At 47.9% G+C, this 19,547-nt stretch carries 14 protein-coding genes; 7 read left to right on the top strand and 7 right to left on the bottom strand.

Annotated elements, in window-relative coordinates; all coding sequences use genetic code 11:
• Positions 1-18: 18 nt before the first annotated feature.
• Positions 19-1,479: a TolC family protein gene (locus tag I5M27_RS10225; protein WP_200506110.1), complete on the bottom strand. Its 1,461-nt coding sequence runs from the start codon at positions 1,477-1,479 to the stop codon at positions 19-21.
• A 249-nt stretch (positions 1,480-1,728) separates the two neighbouring features.
• Here I5M27_RS10225 and I5M27_RS10220 point away from each other — a divergent pair, with 249 nt between their 5' ends.
• On the top strand, positions 1,729-2,478 hold the full coding sequence (locus I5M27_RS10220; protein ID WP_200506109.1) for a DUF2490 domain-containing protein: 750 nt from the start codon (positions 1,729-1,731) through the stop codon (positions 2,476-2,478).
• A 105-nt stretch (positions 2,479-2,583) separates the two neighbouring features.
• Here I5M27_RS10220 and I5M27_RS10215 read toward each other — a convergent pair whose 3' ends face one another.
• The gene (locus I5M27_RS10215) at positions 2,584-4,227 is read right to left on the bottom strand and encodes an ABC-F family ATP-binding cassette domain-containing protein (RefSeq protein WP_200506108.1); all 1,644 of its coding nucleotides are present in this window, start codon (positions 4,225-4,227) and stop codon (positions 2,584-2,586) included.
• 961 nt (positions 4,228-5,188) lie between these two features.
• On the bottom strand, positions 5,189-5,482 hold the full coding sequence (locus I5M27_RS10210) for a hypothetical protein (protein ID WP_200506107.1): 294 nt from the start codon (positions 5,480-5,482) through the stop codon (positions 5,189-5,191).
• Between the two features lie 235 nt (positions 5,483-5,717).
• On the opposite strand from I5M27_RS10210, the gene I5M27_RS10205 reads away from it, so the two are divergent.
• On the top strand, positions 5,718-6,494 hold the full coding sequence (locus tag I5M27_RS10205) for a beta-phosphoglucomutase family hydrolase (RefSeq protein ID WP_200506106.1): 777 nt from the start codon (positions 5,718-5,720) through the stop codon (positions 6,492-6,494).
• A gap of 26 nt (positions 6,495-6,520) precedes the next feature.
• Positions 6,521-8,926: a glycoside hydrolase family 65 protein gene (locus tag I5M27_RS10200; protein ID WP_200506105.1), complete on the top strand. Its 2,406-nt coding sequence runs from the start codon at positions 6,521-6,523 to the stop codon at positions 8,924-8,926.
• A gap of 300 nt (positions 8,927-9,226) precedes the next feature.
• Here the strand turns inward: I5M27_RS10200 and corA are convergent, their stop codons facing one another.
• The 4 genes from corA to I5M27_RS18720 all read right to left on the bottom strand — a co-directional run bounded on the left by corA (position 9,227) and on the right by I5M27_RS18720 (position 12,563).
• The gene (gene corA, locus I5M27_RS10195; protein WP_200506104.1) at positions 9,227-10,177 is read right to left on the bottom strand and encodes a magnesium/cobalt transporter CorA; all 951 of its coding nucleotides are present in this window, start codon (positions 10,175-10,177) and stop codon (positions 9,227-9,229) included.
• Positions 10,178-10,325: 148 nt separating this feature from the next.
• Positions 10,326-11,186, bottom strand: coding sequence for a bestrophin family protein (locus tag I5M27_RS10190; protein WP_200506103.1), 861 nt, complete (start codon positions 11,184-11,186; stop codon positions 10,326-10,328).
• Positions 11,187-11,320: 134 nt separating this feature from the next.
• A complete protein-coding gene (pheS, locus tag I5M27_RS10185) occupies positions 11,321-12,346 on the bottom strand; it encodes a phenylalanine--tRNA ligase subunit alpha (protein WP_200506102.1) in 1,026 nt (341 codons plus the stop codon).
• 94 nt (positions 12,347-12,440) lie between these two features.
• Positions 12,441-12,563, bottom strand: a complete 123-nt coding sequence (locus tag I5M27_RS18720) for a hypothetical protein (protein ID WP_262896448.1) — start codon at positions 12,561-12,563, stop codon at positions 12,441-12,443.
• Positions 12,564-12,782: 219 nt separating this feature from the next.
• On the opposite strand from I5M27_RS18720, the gene I5M27_RS10180 reads away from it, so the two are divergent.
• The 4 genes from I5M27_RS10180 to I5M27_RS10165 all read left to right on the top strand — a co-directional run bounded on the left by I5M27_RS10180 (position 12,783) and on the right by I5M27_RS10165 (position 19,545).
• Entirely contained in the window at positions 12,783-13,397 is a 615-nt protein-coding gene (locus tag I5M27_RS10180) for a TetR/AcrR family transcriptional regulator (protein WP_200506101.1), read from the top strand.
• A 13-nt stretch (positions 13,398-13,410) separates the two neighbouring features.
• Positions 13,411-14,760: a TolC family protein gene (locus I5M27_RS10175; RefSeq protein ID WP_200506100.1), complete on the top strand. Its 1,350-nt coding sequence runs from the start codon at positions 13,411-13,413 to the stop codon at positions 14,758-14,760.
• Positions 14,761-14,814: 54 nt separating this feature from the next.
• Entirely contained in the window at positions 14,815-15,945 is a 1,131-nt protein-coding gene (locus I5M27_RS10170) for an efflux RND transporter periplasmic adaptor subunit (RefSeq protein WP_200506099.1), read from the top strand.
• A gap of 177 nt (positions 15,946-16,122) precedes the next feature.
• A complete protein-coding gene (locus I5M27_RS10165; RefSeq protein ID WP_200506098.1) occupies positions 16,123-19,545 on the top strand; it encodes an efflux RND transporter permease subunit in 3,423 nt (1,140 codons plus the stop codon).
• Positions 19,546-19,547: the final 2 nt, after the last annotated feature.

Here is a 19,547-nt window from a genome sequence, read left to right as displayed (position 1 = left end):
GTTTTTTAAGCTGAAAAATTATTGAACCTGGTTCAGGAAGATGGAAAGGTCGCCGGTACTGGCTGCCTCCAGCAAAAGTGAACGCCAGGCATTGATGTAGGCAATATAGCGGTCGGTTTCGGCGCGGTTCAGGGTTACTAAACTTTGCGTGAACGTGGGCAGATCGGTAAGGCCGCTTTCGTAGCGCGATTGGGCCTGCCGGAAACCGGCCTGCGCGGCTTGTAACTGCAAGGGCGCCACTTTCGCCTGTTCCATAGAAAGCTGGAATTGCATATCCGATTCTTTCAGTTGGCGGCTTAGTTTAAGTTGTTGTTCCTGGTACAAATATTCGTGGCGCTGGCGCTGGAAATTCTCGGCCTGAAAATCGTTGCGGACCTGGAAAAAATCGGTGATATTCCAGCGCACGGCCGCGCCAACCATGTAATTGTAAACCTGGTATTGCGTGCCGCTGGCAAAATCGGTGCGGTATTCGCCGGTCTTGTTCGAAATACCCGAACCCCGGGCCCAGGTGGCTCCCATTAAGGTAAACGTGGGGTAAAACCGGCGTTTAATGGCGGTGGCGCGCCGGCGGCTTAGTTCGGTTTGGGCGCTGTAGAGCCGCAGCAAGGGTGTTTGGGTAATGTCGTCGTGCAGGTGGCTTTGCGGGTTGGGCAGGCGGCTGAAAAAAGCCATGGAATCGATGTTCAGCTCTTTTACTTCGCCGGTAAGTTCGGCCAGTTTGTAAAGCTGCGACCGTTCGTTCTTTTCAGCTTCCAGCAACTGAATGCGCGCTTTAGCCAGTTCGGCGTTGGCCAGCGAACTATCTACGCCAGCCCGCAAACCTGATAATGTGGCAGCCGTGATGGCCTTTTTAAAGGCTTCGGCGCGCAGTAAATTCTGGCGTTGGGTTTCTTTTAAGCGCTGGTTGGTGAGCAAAAGCAAATACGCGTCGGCAATGCGGATCTGGTGCTGAAAAAGCTCGTTCTCGTAGGCCATTTCCACGGTTTTCTCCTCGGCTTTCGCAGCATCTATATTCGCTTTCACTTTCCCGAAACTAAACACATCCCACTCCAGCAAAGCGGTAGACAACGAACCGAATGCGCCCTGGTAAATATTTTCTTCACGGTCGCCGCCCGAGGGGTTGATGGTAGTTCCGTTGTTGGCATAATAGGGTCCTACTACGTTGTTGCCGGTGCCAAAAGTGTACTGGTGCTGCACGTTCAGATCAGGAATGTAGGCGGCGCGGGCGGAACTTACTTTCTTGCCGGCGCTTTTTACGTCGGCCTGGCGGGCTTTGATGGCAGGGTAATTGGCGGCACCGGTTTCTAAAGCCTCCTTCAGGTTCAGGGTTTGCGCCGAAGCGGAAACTGCGAAAAAAAACGGTAGGGAAAAGAGCCAAAAAACTGCTTTGAGATTGCATTTTCTTTCAACCCGAAACTTAAAATCTGGGGCTGAAAAAGGAGATTCCGGGATAGGAACAGGACAATTTTCTGAAAACATATTTTCCGGTTTATATATAGAAGTTCAATAAACTTTTGCCAAACCTATACGGCAAAACCGGAAAGAAATGGGAAGCATTTTTAAACTTTTAATCCCATTTTAATAATGCTGCTTTACTTTTATGCCTCCGATACGTTTTAATTACCGGAAGTTTTCAAGATCTAATTACAAGCCTGCCTGTTGCTTATGTTTCATTTTATTTACCAGCCTAAACGGCTTTTTTCGTTCCTGATCTTGATAATAAACGGTATGCTTTTAAGCCAAAAAAGTCAGGCCCAGGGAATTCCTCCGCGCGTGCAGGATCATAACATTAATGGCTGGCTGAGTTACAGCGGCGATCATAATTTATCAGAGAAATGGGGAGTGCATACGGAATTTGTATTGCGGCGCTACCAGCTCTACAAGCACCCCATGCAGTTTATGCCGCGTTTTGGCGTGAATTACAACATTAGCAAAAACATTATGCTCACCCTGGGTTATGCTTATGTTCATACCTACCCGTACGGCGAATTTCCGGCTTCCGAGCAGTTTCCGGAGCACCGCAGCTACCAGCAATTTTTCTTTAAAGGCAACGTAAGCTCGGTGAGCTTTCAGCATCGTTACCGCCTGGAGCAACGGTTTATAAGACTGGCGGGAACCGAAGCTTTCATTTACACCAACCGTTTCCGGTATCATGTGCGGGCAGCGCATCCGTTTAAGGGCAAAACCATAGACGATGGTGAATTTTACGTTGCTGCGGCCAATGAATTCTTTATCAACTTCGGGAAAAAAGTTGGGAATAATATCTTCGATCAGAACCGGGCTTCGGCAGTTTTAGGGTACCGTTATTCCAAAGCCCTGGCGTTTGAATTGGGTTACCTGAACCAGATCGTGGCGCAGCGCAACGGTTTCCGGTTTGAATACAACCACACCTTACTGGCCAGTATAAGTTTCAACTTCGATTTCCCGGAAGAGAAAAAAGTAGAGCATTCAACGCCACCGCCCGCTGGAGAACAATAAATTTTACTCATCAATAAAAAAAGCCGCTCCGAATTAATCAGAGCGGCTTTTTATTTATTTCAGGAGCAATTCACTTATTAAAAAAACTGCTTATACTTTTGGCGCTTATTTAACTACCGTTCTTTCAATTTCGCGCAGGTTATCCATTTTTTTGTTCCGCAGGAATCCGTTGATGTCTTCGAAGTGCTCGCGGATGCGCTTGTTACCGAACTCGAATACTTTTTCAGCCAGGCCATCCAGGAAATCACGGTCGTGGGAAACCAGGATCAAGGTGCCGTCGAAGGCTTTGAGGGCATCTTTCAGAATGTCTTTCGTTTTGATGTCGAGGTGGTTCGTTGGCTCATCGAGAATCAGCAGGTTAACCGGTTGCAGCAGCAATTTGATCATGGCCAGACGCGTTCTTTCCCCGCCCGATAGCATTTTTACTTTCTTTTCTACGGTATCGCCGCTGAACATAAACGCACCCAGAATATCTTTGATCTTGGTCCGCACCTCTCCTACGGCTATCTGATCGATGGTCTGGAAAACGGTCAGTTCGCCGTCGAGTTTTGCCGCCTGATCCTGGGCAAAATACCCGATCATGGCGTTATGGCCCAAGGTCAGTTTTCCGTCGTAATCGATCTCGTTCATAATGGCTTTCACGAACGTAGATTTACCTTCGCCGTTTTTACCGACCAATGCAATTTTTTCGCCGCGTTCAATGGTAAGCGAAGCATCTTTGAAAACCGTGTGGTTGCCGTAGGTTTTGCCTAATTCTTCGGCAATAACCGGGTAATTTCCGGAGCGTGGCGCCGGCGGGAATTTCAAACTTAAGGCCGAAGTATCTACTTCATCTACCTCGATCAGCTCCATTTTCTCGAGCATTTTCACGCGGCTTTGCACCTGCAGCGTTTTGGAATACGTGCCTTTAAAGCGGTCGATGAACTGCTGAATGTCGGCAATTTCTTTCTGCTGGTCGTCGTATTGTTTTTGCTGCTGTTCGCGGCGCTCTTTGCGGAGTTGCAGATATTGCGAGTAATTCACTTTGTAATCGTAGATCCGGCCCATGGTTACTTCTATGGTGCGGTTGGTAATGTTGTCTACGAAGGCTTTATCGTGGGAAATCACGATCACGGCTTTGGCGTTGTTTACTAGGAAATCTTCAAGCCACTGAATGGATTCGATGTCGAGATGGTTGGTTGGCTCATCGAGCAGGATCAGGTCTGGTTTCTGAAGCAAAATTTTAGCCAGCTCGATGCGCATGCGCCAGCCGCCGGAAAATTCGGTGGTCGGGCGGTTGAAATCTTCGCGCATAAAGCCTAAGCCTTTCAGCGTTTTTTCTACCTCGGCGTCGTAGTTAATTTCTTCGATGGAATAATATTTTTCGCCTAATTCCGATACTTCTTCGATCAGTTTGTAATAATCGTCGGAATCGTAATCAGTGCGGGTTTCGAGCTGGGCGTTCAGTTCGTCCATGCGCTTTTTCATGTCCAGCACTTTGGCAAACGCTTTACTTGCTTCTTCAAAAACGGTGCAATTATCGTCGGTAAGCAAATGCTGGGGCAGGTAGGCAATTACGGCATCTTTGGGCGCTGAAATTTTACCGCGCGTAGGTTTGCTGGCGCCGGCAATAATTTTGAGCAAAGTCGATTTTCCGGCGCCGTTCTTCCCCATCAGGGCAATGCGGTCGGTTTCGTTAATGTTAAAAGCTATGTTGCTGAAAAGGGCCGAACCGTTAAATTCAACCGTTACACCGTCTACTGAGATCATGATTTTATAAAATAAGCGCGCAAAGATACTATTTAATTTCCCCTTTTGCCGCAGTTTTGTGTTGTGGCTTTGAAGCGGGAATCAGGAGGCAAACAGCAGAAACGGGGGATTTAGTTCGGGAAGGAGTTTTGGAGGTGGAAAGCATACCGTTTTTTTGCGTCATCTCGACGTGTGGAGAAATCTCATCCGGATGGCTGAAAGTTTACTATTGAGTTTTTTGGTTTGAAAGGATACCGTTTTACCCCACCTAAATCCTCCTCTAATTCAGGGGAGGACTTTTGCTTTTCTTTTTCAAATTGACTTCTTTGCTAACTTTTAGCTTTTAACTTTCAAATTAACTTTCTCCCTCAAGCCGGGCGGCTTCGTTTAGCTCCGCTGAATCTTCGATTTCTGCGCGCGCGTCTTCTATTCAAACTGGTCTATCGGCCTGCCTGCGGCACCGTATGAATAGGAGGCCGCGCACGTAAAAAACTGGCACCTGTTTCCTTTGTAGCTGGTTTTCTTTCAGTTAAGGTTTTCGGAAATCATGATTTTCAGGATATGCCGCGCTGGCGATATGCGTGAAATCTGATAACGTGAAAGCCGCTCTACATATAAATTCTGATTCAGATAACGAATTGATCCGATACCGTGCGGACAGGTCTCGTCCCTATCCAGTCAACTTAAGAGAATCAATAGGAAATTATCAGGTCATTCTGAGCCTGTCGAAGAAACTAACTGGTACTACAATGGAATTTTGAGCGAAGACCGATAAATTCCTATCTATCAGGTTTGCAAGGAACTGACGTGCGGGATCGGTATACGTTAGTTCCCTCGACAAGCTCAAGATGACCCAATAAAATTGTTGAATTGACAGCATTCGAATGATAGAAAACGCTATCCATTTAGCCCGAAAAATTAAAAAAGCTGCTCCACAGTTTTGCGAAGCAGCTTTTTTGCTGTTAGAAAAGCGTTTTAAAGCTTAACGACGGCCGCCTTTATCGGTTTTGTCGTGGCCTTCCACTTTCACAATTTTATTATACAAGCCCAAAAGCAGGAATGGTGCCGGCCACTGCCCTACAAATAAAGCTTCTTCGTCTTTTTTCATAATTTTTAACGTAGCCGAAACCGCCATAGAGCCTAAAGCAGCCCATAAAAACAGGTCAGATGGCAACTTGGCGGTATATTCTTCAATAGCTTTAGCTACCGGTCCTTCTTTTTGCTGCGGGTTGAAATTATCGGCTTTGTTTTTCAGGTCATTTACTGATTGTTCCATAATTTTATTTCGGTTTAGAGATGTGACACAATGCAGGCATACGGCAGCTATATAATTAATGTTTAATTTTTTGCCGTTAAAATTTTAGCCTCAAATTCCAGGTATACCCGTTTGATAGTCAGTTGAATATATTTAAAAAACGCTATGCTTTTAGCCTGAAATACTGAGGCCTTCCACCAGGAACCGCAAACCGATTTTTAGAGTAAGCCGGAAGGAAAACTCTCAGAAAAACGGTATGCCTGCAAGCCCAAAAACTGCCCCAAACCTGAACAAGCTGCTGCAGCAAAAAAACATCCGAGCCCTTATTTTCGACCTCGATGGCGTGGTAACCCAAACCGCTAAACTGCACGCCGCCGCCTGGAAAAAAATGTTCGACGAATTCCTGCAAAACGGTATAGAAAACGGCCCGAAAAGTCAGCCGCCCTTCAGCATCCAAACCGATTACCCGCGATATTTAGACGGCATTTCCCGCCTCGATGGCATCCGGAATTTTTTGCTCGCCCGCAACCTGGAACTCCCGCCCGGCCAGCCCGAAGATACTTTTGAAAAACGCAGCGTGTGGGGTTTGGCCAACTATAAAAATGAACTTTACCAGCAGCTGCTCCAAACCCAGGGCGTAGCCATTTACCCCGATACCATTACCTGGATCAAACAAAAACGCGCCGAAAATTTCCGGACCGCCATCATTTCAGCCAGTAAAAATTGCCTTCAGGTGCTGCAGGCCGCCCAAATTGAAAACCTCTTCGACGTCCGGATAGATGGCAACATTTCCCAGGAACGCAACCTGAAAAGCAAACCCGAACCCGATATTTTCCTGGAAGCCGCCCGGGAATTAAATATTTCCCCAACCAATTGCGCCGTTTTCGAAGATGCCCGCGCCGGCGTCCAGGCCGGTAAAGCCGGGAATTTCGGTTTGGTAGTAGGGGTAAACCGCAAAGATGCTTCCGAAGCAAAAGCCTTACTGGAAAGCGGCGGCGGCCTGGTGATAACCCAATTCCCGGGGTCGCAGTAAAACAAGCAAACCAAAACGCTGCCGGCATGGAGAACTGGAAAATAACCTATGAAAACTGGCTGCCCGCTCAGGAATCCCTTCGCGAAGCCCTTTGCACGCTCGGGAACGGCTATTTTGCTACCCGCGGTGCTGCCGAAGAAAGTGCTGCCGGCAACGTCCATTACCCCGGCACCTACCTGGCTGGCGGCTACAACCGTTTGCAATCCAAGATCGCTGGCAAGATAATCGAGAACGAAGACCTGGTAAACTGGCCCAACTGGCTGCCCCTTACATTCCGCCACCCCAACGAAAACTGGTTCGATCTGGCCCAGGTTAGCATCGTGTATTTTAAACAGGAACTCGATCTTAAAACCGGGCTGCTCTTGCGCCAGCTGCGTTTTCGCGATAAAAACGGTAGGGAAACTTCCCTGAAAACTACCCGCCTGGTGAGCATGGCCCAACCGCATCTGGCCGCTATGGAATGGGAATTAACCCCCGAAAATTGGTCCGGCCCCATCGAGATCCGGTCGGCTTTGGATGGCAGCGTGCGCAACGCCGGCGTAGCCCGTTACCAGGCCCTGAATAACCAGCATCTCAAGATCACCGAAACCGGCGAAGAAAAAGACAGCTCTGTTATTTTCCTGGCAGCCCAAACCAACCAGTCGAAGATCCGCATGGCGCAGGCGGCCCGCACCCGGTTCTATTCCGAGCTTCCCGCCGAGTGGCCGGTCAGTACCTTGGTGCAGCAGGAGAATTACGTAGCGCACCAGTGGACACTTTCCTGCGAAAAACAAAAAACCATTCGGATCGAAAAAGTTGTAGCCCTGTACACGTCCCGCGACATGGCCATTACCGAACCCTTGTTCGAAGCCCGAAAGACCCTGGAACAATCACCCACTTTTTCTGAACTGCTGGAAGCGCACCGCCTGGCCTGGCAACAACTCTGGCAACGCTGCGACCTGGTAGTAGCAACCAACGATCGCACCCAGCAGATCCTGCGGCTGCACATTTTTCATTTGCTGCAAACCGTTTCGCTGCACACCGCCGATCTGGACGTGGGCATTCCGGCGCGGGGCTGGCACGGCGAGGCCTACCGCGGTCATATTTTCTGGGACGAATTATTCATTTTCTCCTTCCTGAACCTGCGCTTGCCCGAACTTGCCCGGGAGCTGCTCATGTACCGGTACCGGCGTTTGCCCGGCGCCCGGGCCGCTGCCCGCCAGGCCGGTTACCGGGGCGCCATGTTTCCGTGGCAAAGCGGCAGCAACGGCCGCGAAGAAAGCCAGGTCATTCACCTGAACCCGAAATCCGGAAACTGGCTGCCCGATGATACCTATCTGCAAAGGCACATCAATGCGGCAGTGGCCTACAACGTCTGGCACTATTTTCAGACCACCGGCAACATCGAATTCCTGAATCTGTACGGTGCCGAAATGATCTTCGAAATTGCCCTTTTCTGGGCCAGCCTGGCAAGCTGGAACGAAGAAAAACAGCGCTTCGAAATTAAAGGCGTAGTAGGTCCCGACGAATACCACACCCGTTACCCCGATTCCGAAGAACCCGGCCTGAATAATAATGCTTACACCAACATCATGGCCGTTTGGGTGCTGGAAACGTCCTTGCAATTGCCCGGCATTATCGGCGCGCAACGCCAGACCGAACTTTACGAAAAACTGAAGATCTCCAATGCCGAACTGGAACGCTGGGACCAGATCAGCCGGAAAATGTTCATTCCTTTTATAGATGGATCGCAGCAGGTTATCAGTCAGTTTGAAGGCTACGAAAAGCTGGAAGACCTGGACATTTGCAAATACCGCGAAACCGGCGGCGAAATGCTGCGCCTGGACCGCATTCTGGAAAAAGAAGGCCTGGATATAAACCGTTTTAAAGCCAGCAAACAAGCCGATGTGCTCATGCTCTTTTATCTTTTTTCCACCGAAAAACTCATCGGAATTTTCGACCGGTTAGGCTACGATTTTAAGCCCGAACATATTCCGGCCAACATTGCTTATTATGAACAACGCACCACGCACGGATCAACGCTGAGTAAAATTGTTTATTCCTGGGTGCTGGCGCGCGCCGACCGCAAACGTTCCTGGAGTAATTTCCAAACCGCGCTCCTCAGCGACATCGATGATCTACAGGGCGGCACCACTTCCGAAGGCATTCATTTAGGTGCCATGTCGGGCTCGGTAGATCTGGTGCAACGCTGCTTTACGGGCCTGGAACTGCTTAATAATGAATTGTTACTCAATCCGGTATTACCTGATAATATCTATTACCTCGAACTCCGCCTCAAATACCTCGGCCACTGGCTTTCGTTGCGCCTAACCCAACAGAAACTCATCATCGCCCCCGATCCCGACTGGACTAACGACATTACCATCAACATCCGCGGCAACCTTTACAAATTAAAAGCCGGCGAAGTAAAAGAGATTAACCTGAATCATTAGTTCAACTGTCAGCAAACGGAACAGGATTTTTGTCTGAACACGATTCTCAGGATTTAAAAGATTGCCAGGATTTCGTCTGAACTGTGATTTTTTTGATTTGCGTGATTATGTAGGGACAGGTCGCGACCCAATGCCGTCAACTTAAGAATTTATTCAGTCATCCCGAGCGAAGCCGAGGGAACTAACGCGTACCGAACCGGTAAGGAATTTATCGCTCTTCGCTCAAAATTCCATTGTAGTACCAATAAGTTTCTTCGACAGGCTCAGAATGACCGATGATGAAGTGATCGGTTATGAGTTTTAGAGCCAGTTCTTCCGTTTGAAATACCACAGGAAACCCATGGAAGACGTGATCATTAAAATAAGCGCAAAAGGGTAACCGGCCATCCATTCCAGTTCGGGCATTACTTTAAAGTTCATGCCGTAAATGCTGGCAATGAGCGTGGGCGGCATGAAAACCACCGTTACTACCGTAAAAATTTTAATAACCTGGTTTTGTTCGATGTTCACTAAACCCAGGAAGGTATTCTGCAGGTATTCCAGCCTTTCGAAACTGAACTGGGCGTGCTGAAGCAGCGAATTAATATCTTTTATGATGATGCGGAGGCGGTCTTTCTCAGGATCTTCCACTGAAAAACTACGCAGCAGCGAAGATACCAGTCGCTGTTTATCTACAATACTATCGCGGATCTGGATGGTATTTTCCTGCAGTTCGGTAATGCGGATGAGCACTTCTTCGTCGATGGATTGCTCTTTTACCAGCTTTTTACTGACGGCGTTGGTGGTGCGGGTCAGGAATTCGATAAAATCGGCGTCGAAATCGATCTGGGTTTCGAGCAGCAGCAGCCAGATCTGAATCGCTTTGGTGGTGGTACTTTTAAAAGTTTTCATTTTGCGCACCGTTTCAGCAAATGCTTTCATTTCGGTGCGGCGGAGGGTAAACAGAATGCCGTCTTTGAGAATAAAAGATATCTGCCGGGTTTCGTAATTGCCTTTATCGAGCACTACAAACGCGGAGTTGGCCTCAAAACCGGTGCTGTCTTCGAAATAACGGGAACTGCTTTCAATTTCGGCGGCTTCCTGGGGCGTGAAAAACTCAATGCCGAATTCGTGCTCTACGCGCAGCAATTCTTCGTTGGAAGGTGCCTGCAGATCGATCCAGATGGTGTTTTTGCCTGCTGTGGGCTGTAAGGTTTCGGGGTCTTTTTCCCAGTGCAGCTCGTCGTTCTGGAGGTAAAAGCTTCTGATCATGGCCCAACGGTAAGGATTTGGTAAGAAAAAGTGCTTGCCTGTTCACGGAAAACCTCCGGCCTGGGTTGCCTGCAAACTTATTGTTTTTTAACCGGAGCTGTGCGAAAATATTCAGGATTTTAGTTTTTTATGCGAAAAGGATACCGTTTTAAGTCAGCAATTCGCCTACGTGTTTGCGGATGTTGTGGCAGATCTGATCGATGGGCAAATCGTTTTCGTCGGTGCCGAAGGGGTTTTCGATTTCTTCGGCAATAAGTTCTAAACTGGCCAGGGCATACATGATGAGCACCACCACCGGAATAATAAAATAACCCAGACTGAAGACCCAGCCAAACGGCAAGGTCATGACGTAGAGAAAAATAAATTTCTTGATAAAAACGCTGTAAGTGAACGGAATGGGCGTATTTTTTATGCGTTCACAGGCTCCGCAAACATCCGTCAGGCTTTTTACTTCTTCGTTGAGCAGCAGCAGTTGCGCCGCCGATATTTTGTTTTCCAGGTGCAGGTCGCTTACTTTTTTAAAAATGGCGGCCGCCAGCTGGTTGGGCAAATGCCGGCCGCGTTTCAGGTCTAAAACCGGGTCGAGCTCGTGAAAATCTTCGTTTTCGCGCAGCATATTTTTCAGGGCGAAAGCATAATTCGGGATCATGAGCCGGAAAAACCGGCGGTCGTTTTCTTCGGGCAAAAAGGCCTGAATTTTTATAGCCAGGTTGCGCGCGCTGTTGGTTAAACTGCCCCAGATCTTGCGTCCTTCCCACCAGCGGTCATAGGCCGTATTCGTCCGGAAAACCAATAGCAGGGAAATTACAAAACCCAGCACGGTATGCATCAGGCCCATATTTTTGATCTGATCGGCGTATTCACGCTTCAGAAAATTGGTTTCCAGGTAAGCCACGCCACCGGCATAAACGCTCACCACCACCATTAAAGGCAGCAATTTCCGGAAGGTATCGGCTTTGGTTACCCGGAATATGAAAATGAACCAGTCTTTGGGATTGTAATTGATCATGGCTGAGGCGAAAACGGCAGCGAAAATACGGATTTCTTTTTTTCTGAATTTCCGGAAATAAAAAACCTCACAGGTCCTGGAACGCTGTGAGGTTAAAAAATTGGTATAAAACGCTATGCTTTTCTGCTGAAAAACTACACCACGCTTTCGAATTGCTTCAGGAAACGCACGTCGTTTTCGGTGAACAGGCGCAGATCCTTGATCTGGTATTTGAGCATGGTAATCCGCTCAATGCCCATGCCAAACGCAAAACCCGAATACTTATCCGGATCTATTTTGGAGCTTTCCATCACGGCCGGATCGATCATGCCACAGCCGCCAATTTCTACCCAACCGCTATGCTTGCAAATGTTGCAGCCTTCGCCTTTGCAAATCAAGCAGGTAATATCTACTTCAGCGCTGGGTTCGGTGAACGGGAAAAACGACGGCCGGAAACGGATCTGCGTTTTTTCGCCGAACATTTCTTTGGCGAAGTGATAAATGGTTTGTTTCAGATCCGCAAAGCTTACGTTCTCGTCAATAAAAATGCCTTCTACCTGGTGAAACATGCAATGCGCCCGCGCCGATATGGCCTCGTTGCGGAACACGCGGCCCGGCATAATCGTACGGATGGGCGGCTGGTTGTTTTCCATGATGCGCACCTGCACGGTAGAGGTATGCGTTCTTAAGAGGAAATCCGGATTTTTCTGCACAAAGAAGGTATCCTGCATTTCGCGGGCCGGGTGGTTTTCCGGGAAATTCAGGGCCGTAAAGTTGTGCCAGTCGTCTTCAATTTCAGGACCTTCGGAAACGTTAAACCCAATGCGGCCGAAAATGCGGATAATTTCTTCCCGCACCAGCGAAAGCGGGTGGCGCGTGCCGAGCGTATTGGGTACCGGCGGCAAGGTAAAGTCTAAATTCAGTTTGGCGGCGGAAGTCTGCGAACCGGCCAGTTTTTCCTGCGCTTCGTCGAAACGCTCCTGGGCCAGTTGCTTTAAACCGTTCAGTTGCTGGCCTACGAGTTTTTTCTCCTCATTCGGTACCGTTTTCATGCCATCGAAAAGATCGGCAATGTGGCCTTTGCGGCCCATATACGCAATGCGGAATGCTTCGAGCTGCGCGGTATCTTCTATTACAAAAGCGCGGATATCCTGCGCTACCTGTTCAATCTTCTCTTTCATAAGGCTGCAAAGATACTCATTTTAGGATTTGAAGATCTGGAAATTTGGAGATTTGAAATTGCGTGAATGAGAGAATTTGGAAATGATTTTAATTCTACCGCAACCGTTGCAGCTGCTTCAGCATTTTTTCGGGCGCAAACCCTACCGTTTTCCCATCCGAAGCTTCCTGCAGGCTTAAAATTTTTACGCCATTCAACCGGCAATTTCTGCCACTCATCGGAATAATGTTGAATCAGGAATGCGCAATATAGAAGTTTGCAAAGCCGGAAAACTACTGCTGAATTACGCGCTATGGTTGGTTAAAACAGTATTTTCCGAATTTAAACTGGCTTATTTATAGAAATTGAACCGGTAAGGCGCGGCAGCAAAATTATTCCGGCCGGAAACTTTGGATACAAAAAACGTTTCCATAGTTTTGCAGCCGAATAGAAAAAGGATGGAGTTAAAAGATAAAATAGCAGAGGCTTCCTTTCAGCTTTTTTGCCGCCAGGGCATCCGTAGCGTGTCTATGGATGATATTGCCCAGCACTTAGGTATCTCGAAAAAAACGATCTATAAATGGTACGAAAACAAAGATGCCATTGTGGTTGCCGCCATCGGGAGCCACCTGGAGCGCACCCGCAACAGCTGCGAAGTAATTGCCGGCAATGCCGTAAATGCCATGCACGAATTATTTAATACTATGGATATGGTGCGCCAGATGTTCAACGGCATTCATCCTTCGGTTATTTACGATCTACAGAAATTTCATCCGAACGCCTGGCAACTGGTAGAGGAGCTTAAATCAACTTTTCTGCTTTGTAAAATTGTGAATAACCTGGAGCGCGGCATTCAGGAAGGCTTTTACCGTGCCGATCTGAACATCGAGATCATGGCCCGGCTGCGGCTGGCCGAGATCGGGATCATTTTTAACCACGACACTTTTCCGCCGGAAAAATTTAACCACCAGCAAGTGCAGGTTGCCTGCCTGGAACATTACATGCTGGGAATTGCTACTTTAAAAGGCCACAAACTGATCAATAAATACAAACACGTTACCGAAGAAGAATAATAACCGCAGTTGTATGAAAACTATATTTAAATTATTTCTGCTGACTTTGCTGGGTTTCTCCAGCGTGGCCGGCCGGGCCCAAAATGCACCGCAGGCTTTCAGCCTGAAACAGGCCATAGATTATGCCCTGCAAAACCAGGAGCGCATAAAAATTGCCCAGAACGAAACCAAAATAGCAAATGCCAGGATCGGTGAGATCCGTTCTTTTGGTTTGCCGCAGGTAAATATCGGGGCAGAAGTAGGCAATAACTTTATTCCGCAGAGCACCTTTTTACCAGCCGAAATATTTGGTGGCCCTGCAGGTCAGTTCCTTCCTGTTGAATTTACGCCAAAGTATACCGGCTCCGCAGCTATTTCGGCCAGTCAATTATTATTCGACGGTTCTTACCTGATCGGCTTAAAAGCGGCTTCCACCTTTTCTCAATTATCCCAAAAACAATTACAGCAAACCGAAATTGAGATAACCGAACAGGTTTCTAAAGCATATTACACCGTTCTGGTAAGCCAGGCTCGCCGTGAATTGTTAACCGCAAACCTGAGCCGGCTCGATACCTTATTAAAGCAAACCATTCAGATGCAAAAGAATGGTTTTGCTGAAAAACTGGACGTGGACCGCTTGACAGTAACTTACAATAACCTGAATATTGAACAGCAAAAAACCGACCGTCTGATAGAATTAAGCGAGATGCTGCTGAAATTTCAGATGGGAATGAACCAGAAGGAGCCAATTACTTTAACGGACGAACTGGCTAATGTGGAAGTAGATCTGAATAAGGTAAAGGTGGAAAATTTCAACTATGCGAACCGCATCGAATATTCTATTCTGGAAACGCAACGTGATCTGGCTACCCTGGATATAAGAAATATAAAAGCCGGGTATTACCCGAAACTTGCGCTGAATGCCCGATATGGCGGCAACATGGCCAACAATCTTTTCAGCGCCGTTACGAAACCAGATAACTGGCTGAGTTTCGGATATGTAGGTCTTGGTTTACAAATTCCGGTTTTCGATGGTCTGAGCAAACATTACCAAACCCAACAGGCAAAACTTCGCCTGGAAAATGCCAAGCATGGTTTAAAACTTACCGAGCAAAGCATAGACCTGCAACTTAATTCTTCTTCTGCCAATCTTACCAATGCTTTGCAGCAGTTAGAATCTCAGAAACAGACCATGGCGTTAGCCGAAGATATTGCCCGCGTTTCCAAAATTAAATTCCAGGAAGGGGTTGGCTCTAACTTAGAAATTATTAACGCCGAAACCGACCTGCGTGAAGCCCAAACCAACTATTACGCGGCTCTATTCGATGCCCTGATCGCCAAAGTTGACCTTGACAAAGCTACGGGTACGCTGGGTCAGAAGTAATTCAAAAAACGCTATCATAAGTAACTAAAAAAGTAAACCGCAACTCCCTATACAATGAAAAAACCAATTACCATACTTTCGCTGGCAATAATCGTAGCGTTTTCGGCCTGCAACAGCGGCGGCGGCGATAAAACAGCCCAACTGGACCAACTGAAAAAAGAACAAGCCGAAATTGAAGCTAAAATTGCTACCCTTGAGGGCGAACTGAAAATTGCCGGCAAAGGCACGGAGTTAACTGAAAAACCGGTTCCGGTAAATGTGCTGGAAGTAAAACCACAGGCTTTTAAACATTACCTGGAAGTACAAGGCAAAGTAGATTTCAATCAGAACGTAATGGTGAGCGCCAAAGTACCGGGCGTATTAACCAGTGTGCGGGTAAACCGCGGCGACCGCGTTTCCAAAGGTCAGACGCTGGCCACTATCGATGCCTCGGTCTTAGACCTGAGCATTGCTGAACTGCAATCGAGCGTAGAATTGGCCAGAACGGTATTTAATAAGCAGAAAAATCTCTGGGATCAGAAGATCGGCACCGAAATTCAGTACTTAACGGCCAAAAACAACAAAGAATCTTTAGAGAATAAACTGGCTACGCTGAAGGAACAACGCGACCAATACAACATCAAAGCCCCGATCAGCGGTTTGGTAGATGAAGTTTTACCGAAAAGCGGCGAAGCGGTGGCTCCAGGCGTGGGCATTATCCGGGTGGTAAATCCTGCGGGCACAAAGATCGTGGCCGATATTTCAGAATCGTATGCGGCTAAAATCAGAAAAGGCGACGAAGCTGTGGTTTTCTTCCCGGATCTGAACAAAGAAATACCGGCCACGGTGCGGGTGGTAGGAACAGCTATTAATCCTAACAACCGGGCTTTCACCATTGAACTAGGCTTAAAAAACACCCAGGATGTTAAGCTGAATCCGAACATGATCGCTGTGGTGCGGATCAACGATTACAGCCAGGAAAGCGCCATGGTGCTGCCGGTTAACCTGATCCAGAAAGACGAAACTTCGAGCTACGTGTACGTGGTGGAACAGCAGGGCGAAAAGAAAATTGCCAAACGCCGCCCGGTAACTACCGGCCAGAGCTACAAAGATAAGATTGAAGTGCTGAGCGGGGTTTCGGAGAACGATAAAGTAATCAGCTCCGGCTACCAGAATCTGAACGAAGGCCAGCCGGTGGCATTTTAATTAATAATTAAGAATTCATAATTAATAATTATTGAACAGATAACTGAGGCTCAAAACCCGGAGCAAAACGCAAAATATTCACCAAAACGCTGCTTCAAAACGCTATGCTTTTGAAGCAAAAAACTCCGGAAAACCCCATGATTAATTCTTAATTATTCATTATTAATTAGAAAAGTTATGCAAGAAAAAGATAAAGGAAAAGAGTTCTGGCTAACCAGCTGGGCCATCGATAATAAGACCTCCGTGTATATCATGACGGTTATTATATCGCTGGCCGGTATTTTCGCCTACAATAAACTCCAGAAAGAAAACTTCCCGGACATTGTAATTCCAACTATTATGGTGGCTTCGGTTTACCCGGGCACGTCGCCGTCGGATATGGAAAACCTGGTAACGCGGCCCATCGAAAAGGAGATCAAATCGCAGAGCGGGGTTAAAAAAGTAACCTCTTCTTCCAATCAGGATTTCTCCTTAATTACCGTGGAATTCAACACGGATGTGGACGTGGCCGATGCGAAGCAGAAAGTAAAAGACGCTGTAGACAAAGCCAAACCCGACCTGCCGACCGATATGCCGAACGCGCCGGACGTGCGGGAGATCAACTTTGCCGAATTCCCGATCATGTCGGTGAACCTTTCGGGAAATTACAGCGCTGAACGCCTGAAGAAATACGCCGAAGACCTGCAGGATAAAATTGAAGCCCTGCCGGAAATTACCCGGGTAGACATTATCGGCGCCCTGGATCAGGAAGTGCAGGTAAACGTGGACATGTACAAGATGCAGGCTGCTAAAATTGCCTTCCGCGACGTGATCCAGGCCATTTCCATGGAAAACATGACCATTTCGGGCGGTACCATTCCGGTAGGAGAAATGAAACGGGCTGTGCGCGTAGTGGGCCAGTACACCGATCCGAACGAAATTGGCAACATCGTAATTAAATCGGCTACGGGCGGCAACATTCCCTTGCGCGAAATTGCCGAAGTGGTAGATGGTTTTAAAGAGCGCGAAAGCTTTGCCCGCCTCGATAACAAACCGGTAATTACCCTGAGCGTGGTAAAACGTTCCGGCGAAAACCTGATCGAAGCGTCGGATAAGATCAACGTTATTGTAAAGGAAATGGAAGGAACCCAGTTCCCGAAAGACCTGAAAGTAACCATTACCGGCGACCAGAGTAACGAAACCCGCCACACGCTGAACGATTTGATCGGTACCATTATTATCGGTTTTGTGCTGGTAACGCTGATCCTGATGTTCTTTATGGGCACCACCAACGCACTTTTTGTGGCGCTTTCGGTACCGTTATCCATGTTCCTGGCTTTCTTAATTATGCCAACCATGGGCTTCAGTATGAACATGATCGTGTTGTTTGCATTCCTGCTGGCCCTGGGAATTGTGGTGGACGATGCCATTGTGGTAATTGAAAACACACACCGCATTCATCACCAGATGCACCTGCCCATTATAAAATCGGCGAAACTGGCAGCCGGCGAAGTGTTTGTGCCGGTATTGGCCGGTACGCTCACTACCGTGGCCCCGTTCGTGCCTTTGCTTTTCTGGCCGGGCATTATCGGTAAGTTCATGTATTACCTGCCGATCACGCTGATCTTAACCCTGATGTCGTCGCTGATCGTGGCGTTTTTAATGAACCCGGTTTTTGCGGTGAGTTTTATGGGAAAAGAAGGCGAGGAAAATTCTCCGAAAGCGCGCAAAGTCTTCCTTTACTCCATGATTGCCCTGGCGGTTTTTGCAGGCATCTGCTACCTGGCCGGCTGGATAGGTTTGGCCAACTTTACGGTTTTCGTAATGCTGTTCATTGCCCTGAATAAATACGTATTCACGAAGTGGATTAACGGCTTCCAGACGAAAGTGCTGCCGGCTTTTATGAACGGGTACGAACGCGTGCTGCGCTGGATGCTGGTAGGCAAACGACCAATTATGGTAATGGCAGGCATGGTAGTTTTACTGTTCCTTTCCATAGCGATTACCGTTGTGCGTTCGCCTAAAGTAGATTTCTTCCCGAAAGGCGACCCGAGCTTTATTTACACCTACATTGTGCTGCCCGTAGGCACCGACCAAACCACGACCGATTCCATTACTAAAATCGTGGAACAACGCGTTACAAAAGTAGTAGGCGCTGATAACCCGGACGTGGAATCCATTATTTCGAACGTAGCCATTGGTGCCGGCGATCCGAATTCCCCTTCTTTCCAGGCGGAATCGCAGAAAGGAAAAGTGAGCGTGGCGTTCAAGGAATACCAGTACCGCACCGGCCCCAATACCAGCACGTACCTGAACCAGATCCGCGATGCGGTAAAAGGCATTCCGGGAGCGGAGATTGTAGTGGAACAGGAACAGAACGGTCCGCCGGTGGGCAAACCTATTTCCATTGAAGTTTCCGGGGAAGATTACCAGGGCCTGATCAAGTTATCGAACCAGGTAGAGCGCTACGTAGATTCATTGCAGATTGCCGGTATCGAAGATCTGCGTTCGAACCTGGAAGACAGCAACCCGGAACTTACCGTTTCTATAGACCGCGTACGCGCCAACCGCGAAGGCTTGAGCACCGCGCAAATTGGTTCGGAGATCAGAACGGCTATTTACGGTACGGAAGCCAGCAAATTCAAGCGCGACGAGGATGAATACCCGATCCAGGTGCGTTACGCGGAAAAATACCGCAAAAACATAGATGCGCTGATGGATATGAGCATTACGTTCCGCGATATGAATACGGGTCAGGTGCGCCAGGTGCCCATTTCTTCGGTGGCAAAAATTGAATATAATACTACTTATGGGGGTATTCAGCGGAAAAACCTGAAACGGGTAATTACCATTGGTTCGAACGTGCTGGAAGGTTATAACGCGAACGAAGTGGTGGGGAACATCAGCAAAGCCCTGGAAAAGATCGATACGCCGGAAGGCTTTGAAATTAAAATGGGCGGCGAGCAGGAAGACCAGAAAGAAACCGGCGATTTCCTGGGCGTAGCCCTGTTAACGTCGCTTGGTTTGATCTTTTTGATCCTGGTTACGCAGTTCAACTCGGTTTCCAAACCGCTGATCATTCTTTCGGAAATTTTGTTCAGTATTATCGGGGTGCTTTTGGGCTTCTCTATTTTCGGGATGAATATTTCGGTGGTAATGACGGGCGTAGGCATTATTGCCTTGGCGGGTATTGTGGTGAAAAACGGGATCCTGCTGGTAGAATTTACCGATGTATTGCGCAGCCAGGGCATGGAACTGAAGGAGGCTATTGTAATGGGCGGTAAAACACGTCTGAACCCGGTGATCTTAACAGCAACCGCGGCTATTTTAGGACTTATCCCTCTTGCTATTGGCCTGAACATCAACTTCTTTACCTTGTTCAGCGAACTTGATCCGCACATGTTTGTGGGTGGTAACAGCGCTGTTTTCTGGGGTCCGCTGGCCTGGACTATTATTTTTGGTCTGGCTTTTGCAACCTTCCTTACATTATTGGTTGTTCCGGTAATGTATCTGCTAAATGAAAAGCTTAAAAATAAAATTTTCGGCAATAAAAATCGTTTAGCAAATGTGGAGAAGCACCCGCAAGGTGCGCCGGCAAGTGTGGAAGAATTAATTGTATAAAA

The sequence above is a fragment of the Adhaeribacter terrigena genome, from assembly GCF_016623615.1.
Lineage (GTDB): Bacteria > Bacteroidota > Bacteroidia > Cytophagales > Hymenobacteraceae > Adhaeribacter_A > Adhaeribacter_A terrigena.
Note: the sequence above shows the minus strand (reverse complement) of the source record. Positions and strands in the feature narration are given on the sequence as shown.